Origin of the sequence: Mycobacterium montefiorense, assembly GCF_025823255.1 — a bacterium.
In the GTDB taxonomy this organism is placed as follows: Bacteria; Actinomycetota; Actinomycetes; order Mycobacteriales; family Mycobacteriaceae; genus Mycobacterium; species Mycobacterium montefiorense.
Window position 1 is genome coordinate 545,170 of record NZ_JACKVL010000017.1, and the last position, 20,937, is coordinate 566,106.

Consider the following 20,937-nt stretch of genomic DNA (forward strand, 5'->3'; position numbering starts at 1 on the left):
CCGCCGGGGACGGCGTCGACAACTCGCGGAACCAACGTGGTCAAGCCCCCGGCCGGCTGTTTTTCCGTTCGGTGATACTGAACCGGTGCCGAACAGCGACGTTCACCCAGATTTGCGCCGGATCGCGCGCTTCGCCCCGCGACAACTGGTCACTCCCCGGAGCTTGTCCACCATCCGGGTCCTGACCACCTTGCGAGAGCGCCGCAACCCCGGCGCGTCGCGCCACGCCGAAGTGATCACCCTGGGTTGCGGCGCCGGCATCCGGCTGTTCCGGCCACCCGCTGTCACCGAACCCGCGCCGGCGCTGCTGTGGATACATGGCGGCGGATACGTGATGGGCAGCGCGCAGCAAGACGATCGGGTGTGCCACGGATTCAGCACCAGGCTGGGCATCACCGTCGCGTCGGTGGAATACCGCCTGGCACCCGAACATCCATACCCGATTCCGCTGCACGACTGTTACGCGGCGCTGACCTGGCTGGCCAGGCTCCCCGCGGTGGATCCGACACGGCTGGCGATCGGCGGCGCCAGTGCCGGTGGCGGTCTGGCGGCGGCACTGGCGTTCCTGGCCCGAGACCGCGGCGAAGTCGCGCCCCTATTCCAGCTGTTGGCATACCCGATGCTCGACGATCGAAGTTCCCTGACCGCCGAGAAGCCGGACTATCGCCTGTGGAACACCCGCAGCAATCAGTTCGGCTGGACGGCGTATCTGGGCGATGCCGACCCGCAGGTCGCCGTCCCGGCCCGACGAGATGACCTCAGCGGCTTGGCGCCGGCGTGGATTGGCGTGGGGACGCACGACTTGTTCCACGACGAAGACCTTGGCTACGCCGAGCGCCTGCGCGCGGCCGGAGTGCCGTGCGAAGTCGAGATCATCTCCGGCGCCTTCCACGGATTCGACCTGGTGGCGCCGAAAGTACAAGTGTCACAGCGCTTTTTCGACAGCCAGTGCGAGACTTTGGGAGCCGCTCTGGCAGCCGCGCGCTAGTCCGCCGCGTAAGCGATCGCGCCGCCGATCACGGTCGCGGCCACCAGCCCGGCGTCCAGCTCGGCCAGCACCGCCGCGGGCGCCTCAGTCAGCACGCAGAGGTCGCCCGGCTGCCCCACGTCGACGGTCCTGATCCGGCTCGGCTGATCGGCACAGCCCAGAAACATCGTCAAAGCGTCTGGTGCCGAGACACATTCGCCGACTCCTAAAATCGCCCCGCTGGGCGTGGTGCGCCGCACCGCGGCACGCATCGCCGCCCACGGGTCACCGCGACCGAAAGGCATATCGGTCGACAGAGCCACGCGCACCTTCGCTTTGCGCAGCGACGCGACCCGCCACAACCAGGAGTGCTCGGCCGCGGGAACATCGGCCAGGTACTGATCTCCGCGCTCGGCAACGAAATTCGGCTGGGTCACCACCGTGAGCCCGAGCTCGGCGAGGTCGGCCAGATTGTCGTCGTCGACGACAGCGGCGTGCTCGATACGGTCGTGCGGATGACTACCGGCGGCGCGCAGTGCCGCGATGGTCACCACCAATTGTGCAGCGGTCACGCAGTGCACGGCCACCGGCTGCCCGTCGGCGTGGTGATCGGCGATCCATCCGGTGAGCGCCTCCAGGTCGAGACGGTCGTCGTGCAAGATTTTCTTGCCCGGGGCCAGGAAGGTCGGCTGTGGCCGGAACTCGCCGTGGCGATGCGCCACCAACAGCGACACCATGTCATCCGCGTCGAGATCTGGTGTGGCGTCGGTGACTCCGGTGACGCCACTCGCGGTGAGACGCCGGCTGAGTTCGGTGAGATCGGCGTGGTGACGCCGCAGCGCCTCCGACCAACGGTCGCTGGCGCGCAACCGCCCATCGGGGTGGTCGGCCATTCCGAGCAGGTGCAATGCCGCGGAATTGAGAACCCAGAGGGCCCCGCTGCGGTGCTGGATGCGGACTGGAATGTCGGTCACCATCGCGTCGAGCGCCGCGCGGTCCAACGCACCGGCAACGGATTCGTGGTAGCCGATCGCCCGGATCCATCCGTCGGCTTTCGGCCTGGCATTCGACAATTCCTGTGCCAGTTGATCTTTACTGAAGACGCGCGGCGGCCCGAGCATCAGCGAGTCCAACGCAGCGGCGGCCGCACGCAGGTGCACATGATGGTCGTGCAGGCCGGGCAGCACGGTTCCGCCGCGCGCGTCGAACACGGTCTCTCCGGGTTGGGCGGTCAGACCGTCGCCCACCTCGTCGATCTGCGCGCCGACCCGGATGTCGGTCGCGGTGCCGTTCAGCAACGTCGCCCGCCGAATCAGCATGACAGTAGCCGTCTTTCAGAGATAAGGTGGCCTACGGCGCCGTTGTCGGCACCCAGTTCGGCGGCCCGGCGGTGCGGCAGCGCAGGTTGCGGCGATGGCGCCGGGCATTCGGAGGCCGACGTGGCGCCCGGTAGAGCCGCGTACCCCGCCGCGATCTCCGCCATCGAGACGTGGATCAACTCGCCGCCGCCGCGGGACAGTGATGCGACCACGGCCAAGGTCGCTTCCAGGCCGGTGAGCGGATCGGCGATCGCGTCCCCGCAGAACACCGGTCCCTCGGCGCTGGCGCCAACCAGACCCCCGGCCACCGCCGCATCGTCCCCGAACGCGGGTCGGGTGGAATCCTCGCCATACCCGCTGATACGCAACCAGATCCGGCCGGGGCGCGGTGCGATGTCGCGCGGGCCCAGTCCGCGCCGGGCCAGCGCCGCGGGCCGCGAACCTTCGATCACGATATCGGCGACCGCCAGCAACTCGCGCAAGTCGTCGGCATGGTCGGTGAAATCGAGGCAGTAGGAGAGCTTTTCACCGTTGATCCAGTCGAAGAATTCCCGATTGTCGCCCCGGGTACCGTCCGGGCGGCGCGGGCTTTCCACCTTGACGACGGTGGCTCCCGCGCGAGCCAGCAGCTGCCCGCACAGCGGTCCGGCCCACATCGACGACAGGTCGGCCACCAGCAGGTCGGCGATTCGGCGCGGCCCGGCCCGGGTGCTGATCTGCTGTATGCGCGGCGGTGCTTCGGCAACCTCGCCGAGGCCGGCCGCCGGGATGTCCAGCAGACTCGTCCGCTCGGTGATCGCGGATACGAAACGTGTTGGGGCCCAGCGCTGCAACATCGGCCACGGGTCGACGGGTGATTCGTCGACTTCTAGCAGCGCGGCGACGGCGGCGACGTCGTCAGGGCGTGTCAGCGTCATCGCACACCAGCCGTCGCGGGCCGAGAGCAGGCGGGTGCCGCCACCGGCCGAGATCTGCCCGCCGCGGGTCAACCCGAGCAATCCGGCCCGCCCGGTCAGCAACGTCGTCGCATCGACGGTGACATCCAGCCGATCACCGACGGCCGCGGCGACGCGGGTGGCGCGGGCCAGCACCTCGGCGCGGGAGAAGTCGGGTGGCCCATCGGGCAGGCCGGTCAGGCAGGCCAGGCCGCTGCCCCCCCACCGGGACACCGCATTGTGCACCTGGACCATTGTCCTCCGGGTCAGAAATGCAGCGCGCGCAGTCGCCAGTCCAGCACCGCTCGGTCGGGCTCGCCGACCCCGTCGCCGACCGCGTAGACCAGCGATCGCAGGGCCAGGACGCCCCCGTTGTCGGTGGGCTCGGCCGACTCGACGTGCAACTCGCTGTACAACGTGTCGCCCTCGTACACCGGCCCGGTGTGGTCGCACGACTCCCAGCTCAGCACCGTCCCCAAGTTCGGCAACAGCCTGCTGGCCTGCGCGAGCGCCAGCCCGATGGTGTGCCCGCCATATACCAGGCGGCGCCCGCCTACCCGCGAGTCGTGATGTACCGCTGCAATGTTCAGCGTGAGCCTGGCCAGTTCCGGTGCGCTGGTGACGACGTCGCCGGTGCTGTGCAGCACCGCAGGAGCCATGACCGCATCGAAATACGGTCCGGGAACCCGCTTTCGGAAGGCATCGCCGTCCCACTGCGCGGCCGGTGCCACCACAGGCGGTGCCGCGTCGGCGCCGACGGTGGACAGATCGTCGGCCGGCCCGGTATCGGGGTTCCAGTGCGGGCTCGCGGGCAGCATGGCGCAGCGGTAGAAGTCGAGCACCAATTGGTCGGCCTGATCGATCGTGGTCATCCGCAACGCCGCGAGTCCCGTCGGAGGCCGGCCGGGCTTGACCGAGTTCGCACGCAGCCCAACGACTTCGGTGCGGGTGTAGAGAGAGTCCCCGATCACCGGGAATCGATGGAAGGTCAGCCCCCGGTAGAACAGATTGGCTTTGACGCGCTGGGTGACTAGCGTGCTCTGCCCGATGGCGACATCGCACACCAGCCCCGGATGCGCCAGCGGACCGGGCGTGCCGACCACGGCGGCACACAGGTCCAGGTCCATCGCCAGTCGCAATCGGTCCCCCACGATCGCCTGATGCGCGGCGGCCAAACCCGCCGAGAGCGTCGCAACCGGTGCCCAGTCGAAGACCTGACCTATCGAGAGGTCGTCGAAGTAGGGACCACCCTCGCGGATATCGGCATAAGTCACAACGCCACAATGGCAAGGGTGAGCAGCGGACGCAATGACGAAGAAGACATGCTGGTCGCCACGGTGCGCGCGTTCATCGACCGCGAGGTCAAACCGACCGTCCGCGAGGTCGAGCACGCCAACACCTATCCCGAGGCGTGGATCGAACAGATGAAGCGCATCGGTATCTACGGCCTGGCCATTCCCGAGGAATACGGCGGGTCGCCGGTGTCGATGCCGGGCTATGTGCGCGTCACCCAGGAGCTGGCCCGCGGCTGGATGAGTCTGGCCGGTGCGATGGGCGGACACACCGTGGTCGCCAAGCTGCTGACGCTGTTCGGCACCGAGCAGCAGAAGCGGACTTACCTGCCGCGGATGGCCACCGGCGAGGTGCGGGCCACGATGGCGCTGACCGAGCCCGGCGGCGGCTCCGATCTGCAGAACATGTCGACCACCGCACTGCCGGACGGCTCAGGAGGCTTGCGGATCAACGGCGCCAAAACCTGGATCAGCAACGCGCGCCATTCCGGACTGATCGCGCTGCTGTGCAAGACCGATCCGAACGCCACGCCGCGCCATAAGGGCATCTCGATTGTGCTCGTCGAACACGGGCCGGGTCTGACGATCTCGAGGGACCTGCCCAAGTTGGGTTACAAGGGTGTCGAATCCTGCGAGCTGTCCTTCGACAACTTCTCCGTGCCCGCGTCGGCTGTCCTGGGAGACCGTGTGGGCGAGGGCTTTTCGCAAATGATGAAGGGGCTGGAGACGGGCCGCATCCAAGTTGCATCCCGGGCTCTGGGCGTTGCGACCGCGGCGCTCGAGGACGCATTGGCCTATGCCCAGCAGCGGGAGAGTTTCGGCCAGCCCATTTGGAAGCATCAGTCGGTCGGCAATTACCTGGCCGATATGGCTACCAAACTCACCGCCGCCCGCCAGCTCACCCGTTACGCCGCCGAGCGCTACGACAGCGGCGAACGTTGCGACATGGAGGCCGGGATGGCCAAACTGTTCGCCTCCGAGGTTGCGATGGAGATCGCGCTGGACGCGGTACGCATCCACGGCGGTTACGGCTACTCCACCGAGTACGACGTCGAACGCTACTTTCGCGACGCGCCATTGATGATCGTCGGTGAAGGCACGAACGAGATTCAGCGCAATGTGATTGCCGGGCAGCTGGTGACTCGCGGCGGCATCTGAGCAAACCTGGATCTAGCGCCTGACCACCGCTTGTGCGCTATATTTGCCTGACTTGCGCACCAGCAAACCGGCGCGGGAGTAAACCTGTTGGACCGAAAGAAAGTCGGTTGCCATGAGTTATCCCCCAGGGCCGTACGAAGGTTCCCCCGAATGGCAGGGCCAACCGCAGCAGCCGGAGTGGCAGGGCCAACCGCAGCAGGGCTGGCAGCAGCCGCAACAGCCTGGCGGCTGGCCGGGCCAGCAGCCAGGGGCTTGGCCGGGCCAGCAGGAGCCGGATAACTACCTCGTCTGGGCGATTCTGTGCACGGTCCTGTGCTGCCTGCCGTTTGGGATCGTGTCGCTTGTCTACTCCAACAAGGTCGCCGGATTGTGGGCCCAGGGCCGGGCCGCCGAGGCGCAGGAGGCGTCGAGCAACGCCAAGAAGTGGGCGATCATCGGTGCCATCGCGGGTGGCGTGACGTACGCGATCATCGCGATCCTGTACATCGTGATCGCCGTGGTCGCCGTATCGAGCATCCCGTCAACGACGGGCACCACATTCTCGGGCTACTGAGCAACCCTTTGCGGGCCAAGGTAAGTCGCATCCACTAGTCCCCAGCGCAGCGCGGTATCGGCGCCGACGGTACGGCCGGACAGCACCAGATAGGCTGTACGCCAGCGGCCGATACGGCGCGTCACGCTGACGGTTCCACCGGCGCCCGGGATCAACCCCAGACCCAATTCGGGCAGACCGAAGAGCGAATCTTCATGCGCCTCAACCCATCCACAGAACGCGGCCATCTCTAATCCGCTGCCCAGCACTCGCCCATGCACCTCGGCGCGGCAGGCGCGGCCGAACCGCGCGGTGAGCGCACCGAGCGCCAGGGCCGGGCTGTGACGGGTGCGGGCCAGATGCGCGCTCGTGGGATCGGCAAAGGTACCGAATTCGGCCAGGTCTCCGCCGCTGCAAAATGATGGACCGTTGCCGCTCAACACAATCCCGGTGACTGACGGGTCCAGCTGCGCGACGGTCAGCGCCTCGAGCAGCGCGGCGCGCGCATCGGTGGAGAATGCGTTGTGACGAACCGGGCGGTTAAGCCTGATTCGCAGGGTGTCGCCGTGGCGCTCCGCGTGCACCGGGTCGGCGATCTCGGGCATTCGGGCCTGCCTGCGTTCGTCGAGCCAGCGCGCGAACTCCGGACCGGACTGCAACGTGGAGTAGGCCAGCGATTCCGTCAGCACACCGGCCAACGTGGAGCCTTCGGGCGCCACGGTGCGTAACACGTCGTCGCAGACGCTGCTGGCCTGCGGCCAGTGTTCGCAGCGCTTGCACAGCTCGGCAAGCGTCTCGGGAACCGAGTCGACGGTAACGACGCGGCGGTCGTCGCAGTCATCCTCGGTCAGCGTGAAAGTCGCTGCCTCCAGCCAGGATTGACTTTGAGTAATCTCAGCGGCCGAGCCGGCGACGACGATCACGCCGGGCGGCGACGCCAAGCCGTCCTCCGGCCCGATCGATGCTGAGTCCGCTAGCTGGACCACCCGGAACATCGGTCACACCGAATATTTCTCGATCAGCCCGTTCTTGTAGAGCTTGCCGGTGTCGGTGCGCGGCAGCTGCGCCTCGAACGCGATCGAGCGCGGGCATTTGAAGTGCGACAGACGGTCTCGCAGCCACAACAGCAGCTCCTCGGCGAATTGGTCGGTGGCATCGGCTTCGTCGACGGTCTGTACGGCTGCCACGACCCGCTGGCCCATCTCGTCATCAGGAACTCCAAACACCGCGGCGTCCAACACCTTCGGATGGGTAACCAGAAGGTTCTCCGCTTCTTGCGGGTAGATATTCACCCCGCCGGAGATGATCATGTGGTGGCGCCGGTCGGTCAGATACAGGTAGCCCTCGTCGTCTAAATAGCCGATGTCTCCGACAGTGGCCCAACCGCGCTTGTCACGGGATGCGGCGGTTTTCGTTGGGTCGTTAAGGTATTCGAACGAGTGCCCGCCCTCGAAGTAGATCTCACCGGCCTCGCCGGACGGCAGCTCGTTGCCGTTCTCGTCGAGAATGTGCACACCGCCCGCCATCGGTTTGCCAACCGAACCCGGATGCGCCAGCCAGTCTTCGGCGAAGATCAGCGTCGATCCGTGCGCTTCCGAGGACGCGTAGTATTCGTCGACGATCGGGCCCCACCAGTCGATCATCTGCTTCTTGATCTGCACTGGGCACGGCGCGGCGGCGTGCATGACCCGTTTGAGGCTGGACAGGTCGTACGAATCACGAACGTCCTGCGGCAATTTCAGCATTCGGACGAACATCGCCGGCACGAACTGGCCGTGCGTTATCCGGTGCCGCTGGATCGCGTCCAGCGTGCCCTCGGGATCGAAGCGCTCCATCACCACCGTGGTGATTCCCGCGCCCTGCACCGTCATCGACCATACCGACGGCGCGGTGTGGTAGAGCGGCGCCGGACTCAGATAGACCGTTTCGGCATCCATCCAGAATCCGACCAGAGCCGACATCATGCCCGGCGCGTCTTCGGGTGGGACGTGCGGCAATTCGCGTTTGATCCCCTTTGGCCGGCCGGTGGTGCCCGACGAGTACTGCAGAAGGTCGCCCTCGATCTCGTCGTCGATCGGCGTATCTGGTTGATTGGCAACGCATTCCGGGTAGCGATCCCAGCCGGGCAGATCACCGTCAGCGATCAGCAGCAGTTCCGGCATCCCGTTCGGCAAATGCTCGGCCAGGCCGGCGCAGGTGTCGCGCAGCACCGCCGAGCCGATGATCGCCTTGGCATTGCTGTTGTCGATGATGTAGGCCGCCTCGGCCTCGGTCAGGTGGGTGTTGATCGGTACGTAGTACAGACCGCTGCGGCGAGCCGCCCACATCACCGCGTGAATGTGCTCGTTGTTCTCCATCAGGATCGCGATGCTGTCACCCTCGGTCAGACCCGCCTGACGAAACCGGTGTGCCAGCCGATTGGCCCGTGCTTCCAGGTCATCGAAGGTGACGACCGTTCCGGATGGGTACAAAATGATCGCCGGATTGTCGGCGCCGAGATAGGAGCGGATCTGCATGCTTGGACTGTACCGCCGTCGAATTTGACGGGTGTCAAGTGGCCCGCGGACGGGGCCTCATGACTACGCCGCCGCCCGGACTACCCGGCGTTCAAGTGCAGAAATTCCAGCACCGGCGCCAGGAACGCCGCCGGTGACTCCAGATGCGCTACATGGCCGGTCTCGGGCAGACCGACGAAACGGGCGGCGGGCATCCTGGCGGCGAATCCCTGCGCCATCGCGGCGATATTCCCTTTGACGGCTTGATGGTTGGGTGCGGTGTACTTTGCGCCCACATAGGTGCGGTCGGACAGGCCGCAGACGAATAGCGTGCGCACGGGTAGCGTTGCGACGAAATCCACTGCGGGCTCGTTGAGCAGCATGTCGGTTGCCGCCGCCGAACTCTGCACCCAGCGCTCGAACTCGGGCGAGCGTCCGATTGCCGTGCGCACCGCGACGAACGGATCGATGAATCGCGGATCCTTGTTGACGAAGTAGTGCGCGATGTACTGCCGGATTTGATCGGCGGTCGAGGACCGCTCGTCGCGCGCCCAGTCCTGATGTCCCACCTGCCGGATCAGCCCGTTCCGATAGTCCTCGAGTCCCATCGGGCTCTCCAGCACCAGCGATCCCACCCGCTCCGGCAGCAGCCGGGCCATATGCATGCCCACCAGTCCGCCGGTTGAATGCCCCACGACGGCAACAGAATTCACCTTGAGCGCATCGAGTAGCGAGCGGAGATGCGACACCAGTGATTCCGCGGTCAATGTCGAGGGCTTGGTGGACTTACCCCAGCCGACCAGGTCGGGAACGATAGTCCGGTAACCCTCGTGGCGCAGCGCCTGGATGAGCTCGCGCCAATACGCGCCGAAGGAGTTCTTTCCGTGCACCAGTAGGACGGCACCCCTTGGCTGCCCGCTCTCCGGGTGAATATCCATGTACGCCAGTCGCGCCCGCTGCTCGGACTCCGGAGCCTGACGATCGATCCACATCGCCTGCGCGACGTGCGCGACGTCCAGATACTGCACCGGGTACGGGTAGGGATAGCCCTCCAAGCCGATGCCGAGGGTGTCGCCATCGGGCCAGGGCACCGCGGGTTCAGCGCCGCGCGTCCCAGCGGGCGCGGTCTGACAGCCGGAAGCAAGTAGCCCCGCGGCCGCGACCGCCCCACCGAGCGCACGACGGCGATCAACAATCATCGAGTCCGTCCACGATTCGATGATGTTCAGCGGTACCGCCCGTGCGCAACTCGGCAGTACTAGGTTCTCACTAGCAGGCTGCGGCGAACCCGTCAGCCGTGTGGCGCCTCAGAGATCTTGCTGTCCGGCTTGCCCAACGTTTGGCAATACGTCTGCGCGGACAACCGGGTCGCCGAGATCTCGAGATTGTTCGGGTCGGCGCCGCTCTTGTCCTTCAGCATTTTGCTGATTTCGTCGTTCTGCTTCTTCTCGTCCTGGGTGGTGAAGTCCTTGCACTTGGTGTCCCCGCCGGTGTTGATCACCTGCGACGCCGAACATCCACTGAACAGAATTCCTGCCGCCGCAACCACAATCGTGAGCGCGGAGGTTGTCGTTGACTTCATCGTCGGGCCTTCCAGAATCGGGGTGTTAGCTATCTATACACCGAAGCGTGGGGTTCCAAACACGAAAGCGGAATCGGCCGTATGCCGTTTGCCGACAACGCCTCCCCGTATAGAAATCGGGCCGACGCGTCTTGCGCGCCAGCCCGATTCAACGTTGGTTGCGGTGTTAGTCCGCTTCGGACAGCCGCTGCTTGAGCGCCTCGAACTCGTCGCGGACGCCGGTGGGCAGCTTGTCGCCGACAAACTCGAACCATTCCTCGATCAGCGGCAGTTCCTCACGCCACTCGGCCGCGTTGACCGCCAGCGCCTTGGTCACGTCGCCGCCTTCGGCGTCGAGCCCGTCGAGGTCCAGATCGTCGGCCGTCGGCACGATGCCGATCGCGGTGTCCTGGCCGCCGGCCTGGTGCTCGATGCGGTCCACGATCCACTTCAGCACCCGGCTGTTCTCGCCGAAGCCCGGCCACAGGAACTCACCCTTGTCGCCGCGGCGGAACCAGTTGACGAAGAACACTTTTGGCAGCTTCGACTCGTCGGAGTTCTTGCCCAGGTCGATCCAGTGCTGGAAGTAGTCACCGACGTGGTAGCCCAGGAACGGCAGCATGGCCATCGGGTCGCGGCGCACGGTGCCGACCTTGCCCTCGGCAGCGGCGGTCTGCTCGCTGCCCATGGTGGCGCCCATGAAGACGCCGTGCTGCCAGTCGCGGGCCTGCGTCACCAGCGGCACCGTGGTTTTGCGGCGCGCGCCGAACAGGATGCCGGAAATCGGCACACCCTGCGGGTCGTCCCACTCCGGGGCCAGGATCGGGCACTGCGACATCGGGGTGCAGTACCGCGAATTCGGGTGGGCCGCTTTGGTATCCGTCTCGCGCAGGACCCAGTCGTTGCCCTTCCAGTCGATCAGGTGGTCGGGCTCGCCTTCCAGGCCTTCCCACCACACGTCGTTATCGTCGGTCAGCGCGACATTGGTGAAGACGGTGTTGCCGGCCTCCATAGTGCGCATCGCGTTCGGGTTGGACTTCCAGTTAGTGCCCGGCGCGACGCCGAAGAAACCGAACTCGGGGTTGACCGCGTACAGCCGGCCGTCCTTGCCGAACCGCATCCACGCGATGTCGTCACCGAGGGTCTCGGCGCGCCAGCCCGGAATGGTCGGCTGCAGCATCGCGAGGTTGGTCTTGCCACACGCCGACGGGAAGGCCGCGGCGAAGTAGTACGCCTTGTTCTCCGGGGAGATCAGCTTGAGGATCAGCATGTGCTCGGCGAGCCAGCCCTCGTCGTGTGCCATCGCCGAGGCGATCCGCAGCGAGTAGCACTTCTTGCCCAGCAGCGCGTTACCTCCGTAGCCCGAGCCGTAGCTCATGATTTCGCGGGTCTCCGGGAAGTGGGTGATGTATTTGGTGTCATTGCACGGCCACGGCACGTCCTTTTGGCCGGGCTCCAGCGGGGCACCCACCGAGTGCAGCGCCTTGACGAAGAATCCGTCGTCGCCCATCTTCTCGAGGGCCGCCTTGCCCATTCGGGTCATCACCTTCATCGAGATGACGACGTACTCCGAATCGGTGATCTCCACACCCAGCTTGGGGTCGTCGGCGCCGAGCGGACCCATGCAGAACGGCACCACCCACATGGTGCGACCGCGCATGCAGCCGCGGTACAGCTCGGTCATCGTGGACCGCATCTCGGCCGGGTCCGTCCAGTTGTTGGTCGGGCCGGCGTCGATCTCACGCTCGGAACAGATGAAGGTCCGGGACTCCACGCGCGCCACGTCGGACGGGTCCGACAGCGCCAGGTAGGAGTTGGGGCGCTTCTCCTCGTTCAGCTTCTTCAAGGTGCCGGCCTCGACCAGTTGGGCGGCCAGCCGGTTGAACTCCTCGTCGGAGCCGTCGGCGAACACAACCCGGTCGGGCTGCATCAACTCCGCAGCCTCCTCTACCCACGCCAATAGCCCCCGATGATTCGTGGGTGCGGTGTCCAGACCGGGAATGGTCGCTGAGGTCATCGAACTCTCCTGAATTCATCTCCGTATGGTGCGGGCACAGTGTGATTGCATATGCAGTCGCCCACACAGATATTGACATGGTGGCGTTAGCTACAGGTTATCGCGATCCCCTTGCTGGGGAAGGGTTGGGCGGGTATAAGCCTTCTCACAACAACGATTCAGAAGCTCCTAAAAGGTCAGAAATTGTTCTCATCGGTGCTCCTCGAAGCTGATTTGGGGGTTTTCTGCCTGTCGGCGTTCTCGGCAGGGTCATCGGGTTGACGTATACCCGGTTCCCCGAGTTCTGCACGCACCGCGTCCAGCGCGGCCGCGACGATGGGCATTTCCCGGTCCCGGACCGCCGTGGCCCGTGCCGCCACGATGGCATGCTCGCGCAGTTCGGCGTCGATGGCATTCACCTGATCTGACACTTGCGCGTGGTCCGCCTCGTCACGAACGACGAGCCCGCTGGTCAGCAGCGTCTCGGCAACCAGCACGCGCGTCGCGACCAGCTCCTCGGACACCGACCGCAGCGACGACGTCAGATCGCCCGCCCAACGATCCAACAGCCCGCGGTCACGCAGCAGGGCGCGCAGGTTCACCACCAGGAAGGTGACCGCCAAGCCGACCGCCACGCAGGCCGCGGCGCCGGCGATCTCGACCGCCGGATTCAGCCGCCGGTCCACGCCGGCCACCAGGCGAGACAGCGTCAGCGCGACGCCTACCCCGAACCCGACGCCCAACAGCATCATCAGCCAGGTCTCCTGCCGCCGCGATTTCAGCGGCGGGGGCGCGACGTTGACGGCCGGTAGCAGCTCGACGGGCGGTAGGTCGATCGGCGTGCCGAGCTCGCGCGCAATGCCATCGAGGTGCCGGGTGGTGCCTTCATACACCTCGCCGACGACTTCGGCGGCCCGGGCACGCGCGTGCGCCTCGAAGCCGGCCAAGCTCCGGCGGGGCAGGCGCGCGGCCTGCTCTTGCAATTCGCTTCGCACCGACGAGCATCGGTTGACCGCCGAGTGCGACAGCGCAACCCGCGCCTGCTGGATCTGGCCGCGCAGCGTGATGGTGCGTTCGGATTTCGATTGCCGGCGCTCACGCAGGGCGGTGCTGCGCTCCTCGCGCAGCGCGTCGACCCGGGCCCGCCGGCCGGCGCTGTCCGCGTCGCGATCGAACCGCTGCGCGACCGTACGGAGCCTGGATTCCCAGGCCCGCAACCGATTTCGCCGCTCGACATCGGAAACGGCGAGTTGTGCCGAGACGGCCTCGACAACTTCGTCGACCTGCGGCTCGCCCAGGTCGGGCGCGGCCGCCGTACCTATCCAGGGCACCTGGCGGTAGCGCGGCGCGTGTGCGGCCAGCCTGTCGCGGTCGGCGGTGAGCACGTCCTGCCAGGCGCGGTGCACGTCGATCTTGGACACCACGCCGACGACCACGTCGGTGTGCTCGGAGGCGGCGTCGAGCAGGGCACAGTCGGATTCGGTGAGTTCGGCGGCCGCGGAGACGACGAACACCACCGCCATCGGCGCCTCGCCGGGCTGCAGGTCCGTCGACTCGACGAATTCATGCTCGGGCAGCCGCTCGCCCAGCACGGTGGCCACCCCGGTCACACCGGCCATCCACGGCCCGGTCACTAACACGACGTCGCGGCGGCTGATGGGGGGCGACTCCAGCCGCGGCCCGATCGCCGCCACCAGTTCGTCGACCTGGGCCACCGAATCGCCGCTCATCGTGCCTCCTGCGCGGCCGACCACAGCCACAGCGATCCTCGGGCGATGTCCGCCACCGCAGGCGCGGTGCAGGGCGCTCGCTGATCCGCGGCTGTAGCGCTGCCAGCGCGACGCGCGGGACAAGTGTCGGGCCGGGTCGTCGTCGTCCAGATCGGTGGAGTCGACATCCAGCCCTGCCGCCTCGGCCACGTCGACGGCGGCGGCCATCCGCGCGATCACCGTGTCATCGCGGGACAAGAACCGGCTGACCTGCTCGCCGATCCCCGCGCGACCGACGGCCAGGGCCTCCAGCTCCGTGATGGCCTCAAGCAGCCGCCGGTAACGCACCTCGGCGCCGAGAGCCGACACCGTGGCGATCACCGCGTCGACGCCGCTGATCCGGCGCAGCAGGGCCCGGACCCCGGCCAGCGTCGCACCCCGGCGGACCGCGGCAATGCCCAGCGCCGTGCCGAACAGGTCCAGGGTGTCCAGCAGCCGCAGCCGGGTGTCTGTCGGCACGGGGTTATCGGCCGCTAGGAATCCCTCGAAGGAGCCGTCCAGGCCAGTCGGATGGGCGGCTAAGGTCTGCAACGCCGCCCACGACGTGCCGTCCAGTCCCCGCAGCGCCGCGACGGCCAGCAAAGCGATCATCGGTTCGACCGGCGTCCCGGTGAGCTTGCTTAGTTCCGCGCACCTGCGCTGCGCGGCCGCGGCCGGCCCGTCGCCGGCGCGCCCCGATAGCGAGCCGAGCAGATCGGCCTTGTTGAGCACCGCCAGCACCGGGCAACCGGCCGTCGCGATCACCCTGGAGTCCTCGGGTTTGACCACTTCAGCGATCACCTGAACGACGACGTCGGCCCCACCCGCGGATGGCAGCACCGTGATTGCCGGCGCGGTGGTGGCGTACGCCAGGGCGCGCACCACGGTGCCGCGGCCCACTCCCGGACGGCCGCGTACCGCCACCCGCAGCGGTGCCGCGGCTTTCTCGGCGATCGCGCTCACATGTGCGTCGGCACATCGAGCAGCAAATCGCGCCAGCTCATCGACGAAAACCTGGTTCCCCCGTACCTTCATTTCCTGCCTGCTCGATCCCGATCGGCCGGCTCCCCGCGCCGGCGTTGCTCCCGTCGAATGCGGGGTCGTCGCCGCCGGCTGGCCCGGTTGCGGACCAGCCGGTCCGGCCCTACCGCATAGTGGCACTTGCGTCCTCGAGTTGCGAGCCACCGTCTATCTGTTACCAGTTGAAGGCAACTGTTGGGTATCAATCTGGACCAGGAGCGGCTACAACGGGGGTTCATGGGCCACCATGGACAAATGCATGCGCAACCCGGGATCGGGACATGTCCCGATGCACGGGCGGAGGTGGGAGCCGGCCTGGAAACCGAAGACGTCATGACGCCAGCACCGGAGCCAACGGGTTCGGGCGCCGCCGAATGGGGCTATCTGCCCGCCACGGGTTTCCGCTCCAGGCGGTCCAACCTGTCCGGCGCCCAGCGGGAGACCTGGGAGCGGCTGTGGCCGACGGTGGGCCGCTCCGAAATTCCGCGCCGCTTCGAACCGCTGGACACCCGCGCCTGGTTCGGCCGGGAAGCTCCACTAGTGCTCGAGATCGGTTGCGGCAGCGGCATATCGACGCTGGCAATGGCGCGCGAGGAACCTGAAATCAACGTGATCGCGGTGGAGGTTTACCAGCGGGGCCTGGCCCAGCTGCTGTGCGCGATCGACCGCGAGCAGGTGCGAAACATCCGGTTGATCCGCGGCAACGGGATCGAGGTGCTGCAGCATCTGATCGCGCCGGGTTCGCTGACCGGCTTCCGTCTCTACTTTCCGGACCCGTGGCCGAAGGCACGTCACCACAAGCGCCGCTTCCTTCAGCCGGGCACGGTTGGCCTGATCGCCGACCGGTTACTCCCCGGTGGTGTGCTGCATGCGGCGACGGATCACAGCGGCTACGCCGAGCAGATGGCTGAGGTCGGCGATGGCGAACCCCGACTGTGTCGCGCCGATCCCGGCAGCCGGCTGCCGATCTCGATAGTCCGCCCGACCACCAAGTACGAGATGAAAGCCCAAGAAGTGGGCAGCTCCGTATCCGAGTTCATTTGGAGAAGGCGCTGAGCATGAGCCTCACAGAAGAAGCGACCGCCACCGCTTCAGCGACGGTGCCGTCCGGCGTCGACCCTGGCGGCCTCGATACGCCGCCGCGGCGCGTGCTGCTGGTCTGGGACGCCCCCAACCTCGACATGGGTCTGGGCTCGATCCTGGGCCGCCGCCCCACGGCGCTGGAACGTCCCCGCTTCGACGCGCTCGGTCGGTGGCTGCTGACGCGGACGGCCGAGGTCAGCGCCGGTCGCCCGGGCGTCGTCGTCGAACCCGAGGCCACCGTGTTCACCAACATCGCCCCGGGCAGCGCCGACGTCGTCCGGCCCTGGGTGGATGCGTTGCGTAACGTGGGATTTGCGGTTTTTGCCAAGCCGAAAATAGATGAAGACAGCGATGTCGACCGGGACATGCTCGGGCACATCGAGCTGCGGCGTCAAGAAGGCCTCGCAGCGTTGGTTGTCGCGTCCGCCGACGGTCAAGCGTTCCGTCAGCCGCTGGAAGAAATCGCACGTAGCGGGGTTGGTGGTGCAACGCCTGTCCAAGTAATCGGATTTCGCGAACACGCGAGTTGGGCGCTAGCGTCGGATACCTTGGACTTCGTCGACCTGGAGGACATCGAAGGTGTTTTCCGGGAGCCGTTGCCGCGGATCGGTTTGGATTCGCTGCCCGACCAGGGAGCATGGCTGCAGCCGTTCCGGCCGCTGTCCGCGCTATTGACCGCGCGTGTGTGACACTGGAAAACCAATGCGCGGGTCGCTGTTAGTGATCCAGTAAGGAGCTTACGTGTTCGCCTGGTGGGGTCGAACCGTGTACCGCTATCGGTACATCGTGATCGGGGTCATGGTGGCTCTGTGCCTTGGCGGCGGCATCTTCGGGATGAGCCTGGGTAGGCATGTCACGCAGAGTGGTTTCTACGACGAGGGCAGCCAATCCGTCAAGGCCTCGATACTGGGCGACAAGACCTACGGCCGCGACCGCACCAGCCACGTCGTCGCCACCCTCACCGCCCCTAACGGGCAGACGGTTGACGACCAGGCGTGGCGAGAGAAAGTCGTCGGCGAGCTCAACAAGCTGAAGAACGACCACCCCGACCAGATCGTCGGCTGGGCCGGCTGGCTGGCCGCGCCCGAGAGCACCAATCCCATCATCAAAGGGATGGTCTCCGATGACCGAAAGCACACCTTCGTCAGCATCCCGCTGAAGGGTGACGACGACGACACCATCCTCAACAACTACAAGGACGTCGTCCCGTACCTGCAAAAACTCAACGGCGGTACCGTCCAACTCGCCGGCCTCGAGCCGATAGCCAACGCCCTGACCGGCACCATCGCCACCGACCAGCGCCGCATGGAGGTCCTCGCGGTGCCGTTGGTCGCGGTGGTCCTTTTCTTGGTCTTCGGCGGCGCGGTCGCGGCCGGCCTGCCGGCCATCGTCGGCGGCCTGAGCATCGCGGGCGCGCTGGGCATCTTGCGGCTTGTCGCCATGTTCGGGCCGGTGCACTTTTTCGCCCAGCCGGTGGTCTCGCTGGTCGGTCTGGGTATCGCGATCGACTACGGACTTTTCGTGGTGAGCCGGTTCCGGGAAGAGATCGCCGAGGGCTACGACACCGAGGCCGCGGTGCGGCGCACCGTGATGACCGCCGGGCGGACCATCGTGTTTTCGGCCGTGCTGATCATTGCCTCGAGCGCCAGCCTGCTGGTGTTGCCGCAGGGCTTCGTGCACTCACTGACCTACGCGATCTTCGCCGCGGTGGGCCTTGCTGCCCTGCTGTCGATCACCTTCCTGCCGGCGTGCCTGGGCATCCTGGGGCGCCATGTCGACGCGCTGGGCGTGCGGACCGCGTTCCGGGTGCCGTTCCTGCGCAACTGGAAGTATTCGCGGGCCTACCTCAACTGGCTCGCCGACCGGTTGCAGAAGACCAAGACCCGCGAAGAAGTAGAGGCCGGTTTCTGGGGCAAGCTCGTCAACTTCGTGATGAAACGGCCGCTGGCCTTCGCCATCCCGATCGCCGTCGCCATGATCCTGCTGGTCATCCCGTTGGGCAACCTGTCGTTCGGCGGCATGAGCGAGAAGTACCTGCCGCCCACAAACTCCGTGCGCCTGGCGCAGGAGCATTTCGACAAGCTCTTCCCCGGGTACCGGACCGAGCAGCTGACCGTGGTGATCGAGAGCAACAACCACAGCAAGGTCACCGACCAGCAGGTTGCCGACATCCGCAACCGGATCTCGGGGATCACCGGGTTCACCGACAAGACGTGGGAGGAGCGGCCGTGCCCGACCATCGCCGGCAACCCCTGCGTCGCCGGTCCGAACGGCACCACGCAGCCCAAGGACGACTCGGTGCGCGTGATCCAGAACGGCCTGGTCAACAAGAACGATGCCGCGAAGAAGATCAGCGAACTGCGGGCCATCAACCCACCGAAGGGCCTGACCCTGCTGGTCGGCGGCACGCCGGCGCTGGAACAGGACAGCATCCACAGTTTGTTCGACAAGGCTCCGCTGATGCTCGTGCTGTTGCTCAGCGCCACGATGTTGTTGATGTTCCTGGCGTTCGGGTCGGTGGTGCTACCGGTCAAGGCGGCGGTGATGAGCGCGCTGACGCTCGGGTCGACGATGGGCATCCTGACGTTGATCTTCGTCGACGGGCACTTCTCCACCTGGCTGAATTTCACGCCGACTCCGCTGATGGTGGTGGTGATCGCGTTGGTCGTCGCCGTGGGTTTCGGCCTGGCCACCGACTACGAGGTGTTCCTGGTGTCCCGAATGGTCGAGGCACGCGAACGCGGCATGTCGACCGCGGAAGCCATCCGGATCGGTACCGCGACCACCGGACGCTTGATCACGGCCGCCGCGCTGGTGCTCGCCGTGGTCGCCGGTTCGTTCGTGTTCTCCGACCTTGTGCTGATGAAGTATCTGGCGTTCGGTCTGATGGCCGCGCTGTTGCTGGACGCGACCGTGGTCCGCATGTTCCTGGTGCCCTCGGTGATGAAGCTGCTCGGCGACGACTGCTGGTGGGCTCCGCGCTGGGCCCGGCGGCTGCAGAACAAGATCGGCCTGGGCGAGATCGACCTGCCCGACGAGCGCAAGCGGAGTTCCGTCAACGGCCGGGCGATTCGGCCGCCGGTGGCCGCCAGCCTGGTCGCCGCGAAACCGCGTGCGCCGCACGACCCCACGCACCCCGCTTCGCCGCCCGAGCCGTCGCGCGCGAACCGTCCAGGTCCGTCGGCCCAGCCTGAAGTCCGGCCTCCCGCCGAGCTGCCTGCGGGCCCGAGCGCCGCCCGCACACAGTCGCAGCCCAGCCAGCCGACGGAAGCCAAGACAACGCGCTTCTCGGCGCAACCCAACTCCGAGGCCACTACCGCGCGGCCCCCGACGCCGCCGGCACCGCCGCCATCGGCCGGTGAGACGCGGGCGATACCGGCCCCGGGGAACCGGGAGAGCAAGGGCGACCCGGCCGATCCCACCACCGCGCTTCCGGTGATGCGGCCCGACGGCAACGACTCGGACGCTGCCACCGAGAAGATGAACGCGCGCGGCAAGGGCGATAACGGCGAGAATCCGCGTCCGCGGCGCCGCGCCGGCGGCGGGCTGTCCGCGCAGGATCTGCTGCGCCGCGAAGGACGGTTATAACCCCGTTCGCGTCCTAGTCGGGCTTGCGCTCCGCGTGGTCCGGTTCGAGCTGGAGAATGGCCGTATCCTCGGCGTCGTCGGTCAGCTCTTTGGCTTCGGCCTCCGGATCCCGGGCGAGCAGCACCTGTATCGCATTGTTGAGAAACGCTACCGACGGGACCGCCAGCAGGGCGCCGACAATTCCGGCCAGCCCGCCGCCGGTGGAAATGGCCAGCACCACCCCGAGCGGATGAATCGAGACGGCGCGGCCCATCACCAGCGGCTGCAGCAGATGCGACTCGATTTGGTTGATCACGATCAGCAAGCCAAGCGTCAGCAACGCGTAGACGATCCCCTTGGCCAGCAGCGCCACCACCACCGCCACCAACCCCGAGATCAGCGCACCGATCAGCGGTATGAAGGCGCCAAGAAACACCAGCGAGGCCAGGGGCAGCGCGAGCGGCACGCCCATGATGGCCAGCCCGGTACCGACCCCAGCCGCGTCGGTGAAGGCCACCAGGAAGGTGGCCCGGACGTAGGCGATCAGCGATCCGTATCCGGCGCGGCCCGCCTCCCGAACCCGGTCGCGGACGCCGACCGGGACGATCTTGGTCACGTACTGCCAGATGTTGCGGCCGCCGTAGAGGAAGAAAATCAAAGTGAACAGCACCAGGACCGCGGCCGTGAGCAGTTCGGTGATGGTGGCCGCGGTGGACAATGCGCCGCTGGTCAGTTTCGACTGATTGTTGTGCAGCGCCTGGATCGCGGCATTGCCCGCGTTGGTGATCTGTTCACTGCGCAGATGCGCCGGCCCCTCGATCAGCCACCTGCGGGTGGTGTCGATGCTGCGGGTGACCTGCTCGGTCAGATCGGGCAACCCGACGACGAACTGGGTGATGACGAACGTGAGGATGCCGCCCAGCAGCGCGAATCCGCCCAGCAACACCAGCGCGACGGCGCCGCCGCGCGGCAGGCCACGTCGGTCCAGCCAGTCCACCACCGGTACCAGCAGCGCGCTGATCATCAGGGCCAACAGCACCGGGACGACGATGATCTCGAGCTTGGCCACCACCCAAAGCGCGGCGACCGCCGCGGCCAGGATGACCAGCAAACGCCACGCCCAGGCAGCGATCTTGCGGACAAGGGGTTCGACCGAGGCGTCTTCGGTGTTTGCCGACATCCGGTCAGCCTATCTGCCGCGGCCCTGCTGAGCGGCTGCGTCAGCACGATCCGGTTACGACGGCGACACGCTCGGAGTTGCGCC

At 66.8% G+C, this 20,937-nt stretch carries 16 protein-coding genes and 1 pseudogene; 6 read left to right on the forward strand and 11 right to left on the reverse strand.

The window, feature by feature from the left end; translation table 11 throughout:
• The first annotated feature begins 85 nt into the window (after window positions 1-85).
• The gene (locus tag H7K34_RS22515) at window positions 86-988 is read left to right on the forward strand and encodes an alpha/beta hydrolase (RefSeq protein ID WP_264064219.1); all 903 of its coding nucleotides are present in this window, start codon (window positions 86-88) and stop codon (window positions 986-988) included.
• On the opposite strand, the gene H7K34_RS22520 is transcribed toward H7K34_RS22515, so the two are convergent.
• The 3 genes from H7K34_RS22520 to H7K34_RS22530 are packed head-to-tail and all read right to left on the reverse strand — an operon-like array spanning window position 985 to window position 4,495.
• Window positions 985-2,286, reverse strand: a complete 1,302-nt coding sequence (locus H7K34_RS22520) for an amidohydrolase family protein (RefSeq protein ID WP_264064220.1) — start codon at window positions 2,284-2,286, stop codon at window positions 985-987. The genes H7K34_RS22515 and H7K34_RS22520 overlap by 4 nt on opposite strands.
• Entirely contained in the window at window positions 2,280-3,476 is a 1,197-nt protein-coding gene (locus tag H7K34_RS22525) for a CoA transferase (RefSeq protein ID WP_264064221.1), read from the reverse strand. The genes H7K34_RS22520 and H7K34_RS22525 overlap by 7 nt, the downstream gene beginning before the upstream one ends.
• Before the next feature lie 11 nt (window positions 3,477-3,487).
• Window positions 3,488-4,495, reverse strand: coding sequence for a MaoC family dehydratase (locus H7K34_RS22530; protein ID WP_264064222.1), 1,008 nt, complete (start codon window positions 4,493-4,495; stop codon window positions 3,488-3,490).
• A gap of 9 nt (window positions 4,496-4,504) precedes the next feature.
• Between H7K34_RS22530 and H7K34_RS22535 the strand changes: the two genes are divergently transcribed.
• Together H7K34_RS22535 and H7K34_RS22540 are read left to right on the forward strand one after the other, a co-directional pair.
• The gene (locus H7K34_RS22535; protein ID WP_264064223.1) at window positions 4,505-5,671 is read left to right on the forward strand and encodes an acyl-CoA dehydrogenase family protein; all 1,167 of its coding nucleotides are present in this window, start codon (window positions 4,505-4,507) and stop codon (window positions 5,669-5,671) included.
• A gap of 112 nt (window positions 5,672-5,783) precedes the next feature.
• Window positions 5,784-6,224, forward strand: a complete 441-nt coding sequence (locus H7K34_RS22540) for a CD225/dispanin family protein (RefSeq protein ID WP_108922107.1) — start codon at window positions 5,784-5,786, stop codon at window positions 6,222-6,224.
• Here the strand turns inward: H7K34_RS22540 and H7K34_RS22545 are convergent.
• The 7 genes and pseudogenes from H7K34_RS22545 to H7K34_RS22575 form a co-directional block, all read right to left on the reverse strand.
• Window positions 6,218-7,198, reverse strand: coding sequence for an enoyl-CoA hydratase/isomerase family protein (locus H7K34_RS22545; RefSeq protein ID WP_264064224.1), 981 nt, complete (start codon window positions 7,196-7,198; stop codon window positions 6,218-6,220). The genes H7K34_RS22540 and H7K34_RS22545 overlap by 7 nt on opposite strands.
• A gap of 3 nt (window positions 7,199-7,201) precedes the next feature.
• Window positions 7,202-8,719 (reverse strand): fatty-acid--CoA ligase FadD4, encoded by a 1,518-nt coding sequence (fadD4, locus tag H7K34_RS22550; protein WP_264064225.1) that lies wholly within the window; start codon window positions 8,717-8,719, stop codon window positions 7,202-7,204.
• An 80-nt stretch (window positions 8,720-8,799) separates the two neighbouring features.
• Window positions 8,800-9,897 carry an alpha/beta fold hydrolase gene (locus H7K34_RS22555; RefSeq protein WP_264064226.1) on the reverse strand — a complete coding sequence of 366 codons (1,098 nt, stop codon included), beginning with the start codon at window positions 9,895-9,897 and terminating at the stop codon, window positions 8,800-8,802.
• A 92-nt stretch (window positions 9,898-9,989) separates the two neighbouring features.
• The gene (locus tag H7K34_RS22560; RefSeq protein ID WP_108922103.1) at window positions 9,990-10,280 is read right to left on the reverse strand and encodes a hypothetical protein; all 291 of its coding nucleotides are present in this window, start codon (window positions 10,278-10,280) and stop codon (window positions 9,990-9,992) included.
• 166 nt (window positions 10,281-10,446) lie between these two features.
• Window positions 10,447-12,276, reverse strand: a complete 1,830-nt coding sequence (locus H7K34_RS22565; protein WP_264064227.1) for a phosphoenolpyruvate carboxykinase (GTP) — start codon at window positions 12,274-12,276, stop codon at window positions 10,447-10,449.
• A gap of 176 nt (window positions 12,277-12,452) precedes the next feature.
• A complete protein-coding gene (locus H7K34_RS22570) occupies window positions 12,453-13,985 on the reverse strand; it encodes a hypothetical protein (RefSeq protein WP_264064229.1) in 1,533 nt (510 codons plus the stop codon).
• A pseudogene (locus H7K34_RS22575) lies at window positions 13,982-15,038 on the reverse strand (hypothetical protein). The gene H7K34_RS22570 and the pseudogene H7K34_RS22575 overlap by 4 nt, the downstream one beginning before the upstream one ends.
• A 222-nt stretch (window positions 15,039-15,260) precedes the next feature.
• On the opposite strand from H7K34_RS22575, the gene trmB reads away from it, so the two are divergent.
• The 3 genes from trmB to H7K34_RS22590 are packed head-to-tail and all read left to right on the forward strand — an operon-like array spanning window position 15,261 to window position 19,694.
• A complete protein-coding gene (gene trmB / locus H7K34_RS22580) occupies window positions 15,261-16,079 on the forward strand; it encodes a tRNA (guanosine(46)-N7)-methyltransferase TrmB (protein ID WP_264064842.1) in 819 nt (272 codons plus the stop codon).
• A gap of 2 nt (window positions 16,080-16,081) precedes the next feature.
• Window positions 16,082-16,795 carry an NYN domain-containing protein gene (locus tag H7K34_RS22585; RefSeq protein WP_264064230.1) on the forward strand — a complete coding sequence of 238 codons (714 nt, stop codon included), beginning with the start codon at window positions 16,082-16,084 and terminating at the stop codon, window positions 16,793-16,795.
• A 52-nt stretch (window positions 16,796-16,847) separates the two neighbouring features.
• Window positions 16,848-19,694: an MMPL family transporter gene (locus H7K34_RS22590; RefSeq protein WP_264064231.1), complete on the forward strand. Its 2,847-nt coding sequence runs from the start codon at window positions 16,848-16,850 to the stop codon at window positions 19,692-19,694.
• Between the two features lie 13 nt (window positions 19,695-19,707).
• Here the strand turns inward: H7K34_RS22590 and H7K34_RS22595 are convergent, their stop codons facing one another.
• On the reverse strand, window positions 19,708-20,853 hold the full coding sequence (locus tag H7K34_RS22595; RefSeq protein ID WP_264064232.1) for an AI-2E family transporter: 1,146 nt from the start codon (window positions 20,851-20,853) through the stop codon (window positions 19,708-19,710).
• Window positions 20,854-20,937: the final 84 nt, after the last annotated feature.

What these genes read in the sequence shown, in the direction of transcription:
- H7K34_RS22520 (WP_264064220.1), bottom strand. Translation starts at nt 2,286, where the DNA reads ATGCTGATTCGGCGGGCGACGTTGCTGAACGGCACCGCGACCGACATC.
- H7K34_RS22525 (WP_264064221.1), bottom strand. Translation starts at nt 3,476, where the DNA reads ATGGTCCAGGTGCACAATGCGGTGTCCCGGTGGGGGGGCAGCGGCCTG.
- H7K34_RS22535 (WP_264064223.1), top strand. Translation starts at nt 4,505, where the DNA reads ATGGCAAGGGTGAGCAGCGGACGCAATGACGAAGAAGACATGCTGGTC.
- H7K34_RS22540 (WP_108922107.1), top strand. Translation starts at nt 5,784, where the DNA reads ATGAGTTATCCCCCAGGGCCGTACGAAGGTTCCCCCGAATGGCAGGGC.
- H7K34_RS22545 (WP_264064224.1), bottom strand. Translation starts at nt 7,198, where the DNA reads ATGTTCCGGGTGGTCCAGCTAGCGGACTCAGCATCGATCGGGCCGGAG.
- fadD4 (WP_264064225.1), bottom strand. Translation starts at nt 8,719, where the DNA reads ATGCAGATCCGCTCCTATCTCGGCGCCGACAATCCGGCGATCATTTTG.
- H7K34_RS22555 (WP_264064226.1), bottom strand. Translation starts at nt 9,897, where the DNA reads ATGATTGTTGATCGCCGTCGTGCGCTCGGTGGGGCGGTCGCGGCCGCG.
- H7K34_RS22560 (WP_108922103.1), bottom strand. Translation starts at nt 10,280, where the DNA reads ATGAAGTCAACGACAACCTCCGCGCTCACGATTGTGGTTGCGGCGGCA.
- H7K34_RS22565 (WP_264064227.1), bottom strand. Translation starts at nt 12,276, where the DNA reads ATGACCTCAGCGACCATTCCCGGTCTGGACACCGCACCCACGAATCAT.
- H7K34_RS22570 (WP_264064229.1), bottom strand. Translation starts at nt 13,985, where the DNA reads ATGAGCGGCGATTCGGTGGCCCAGGTCGACGAACTGGTGGCGGCGATC.
- trmB (WP_264064842.1), top strand. Translation starts at nt 15,261, where the DNA reads ATGGGCCACCATGGACAAATGCATGCGCAACCCGGGATCGGGACATGT.
- H7K34_RS22585 (WP_264064230.1), top strand. Translation starts at nt 16,082, where the DNA reads ATGAGCCTCACAGAAGAAGCGACCGCCACCGCTTCAGCGACGGTGCCG.
- H7K34_RS22595 (WP_264064232.1), bottom strand. Translation starts at nt 20,853, where the DNA reads ATGTCGGCAAACACCGAAGACGCCTCGGTCGAACCCCTTGTCCGCAAG.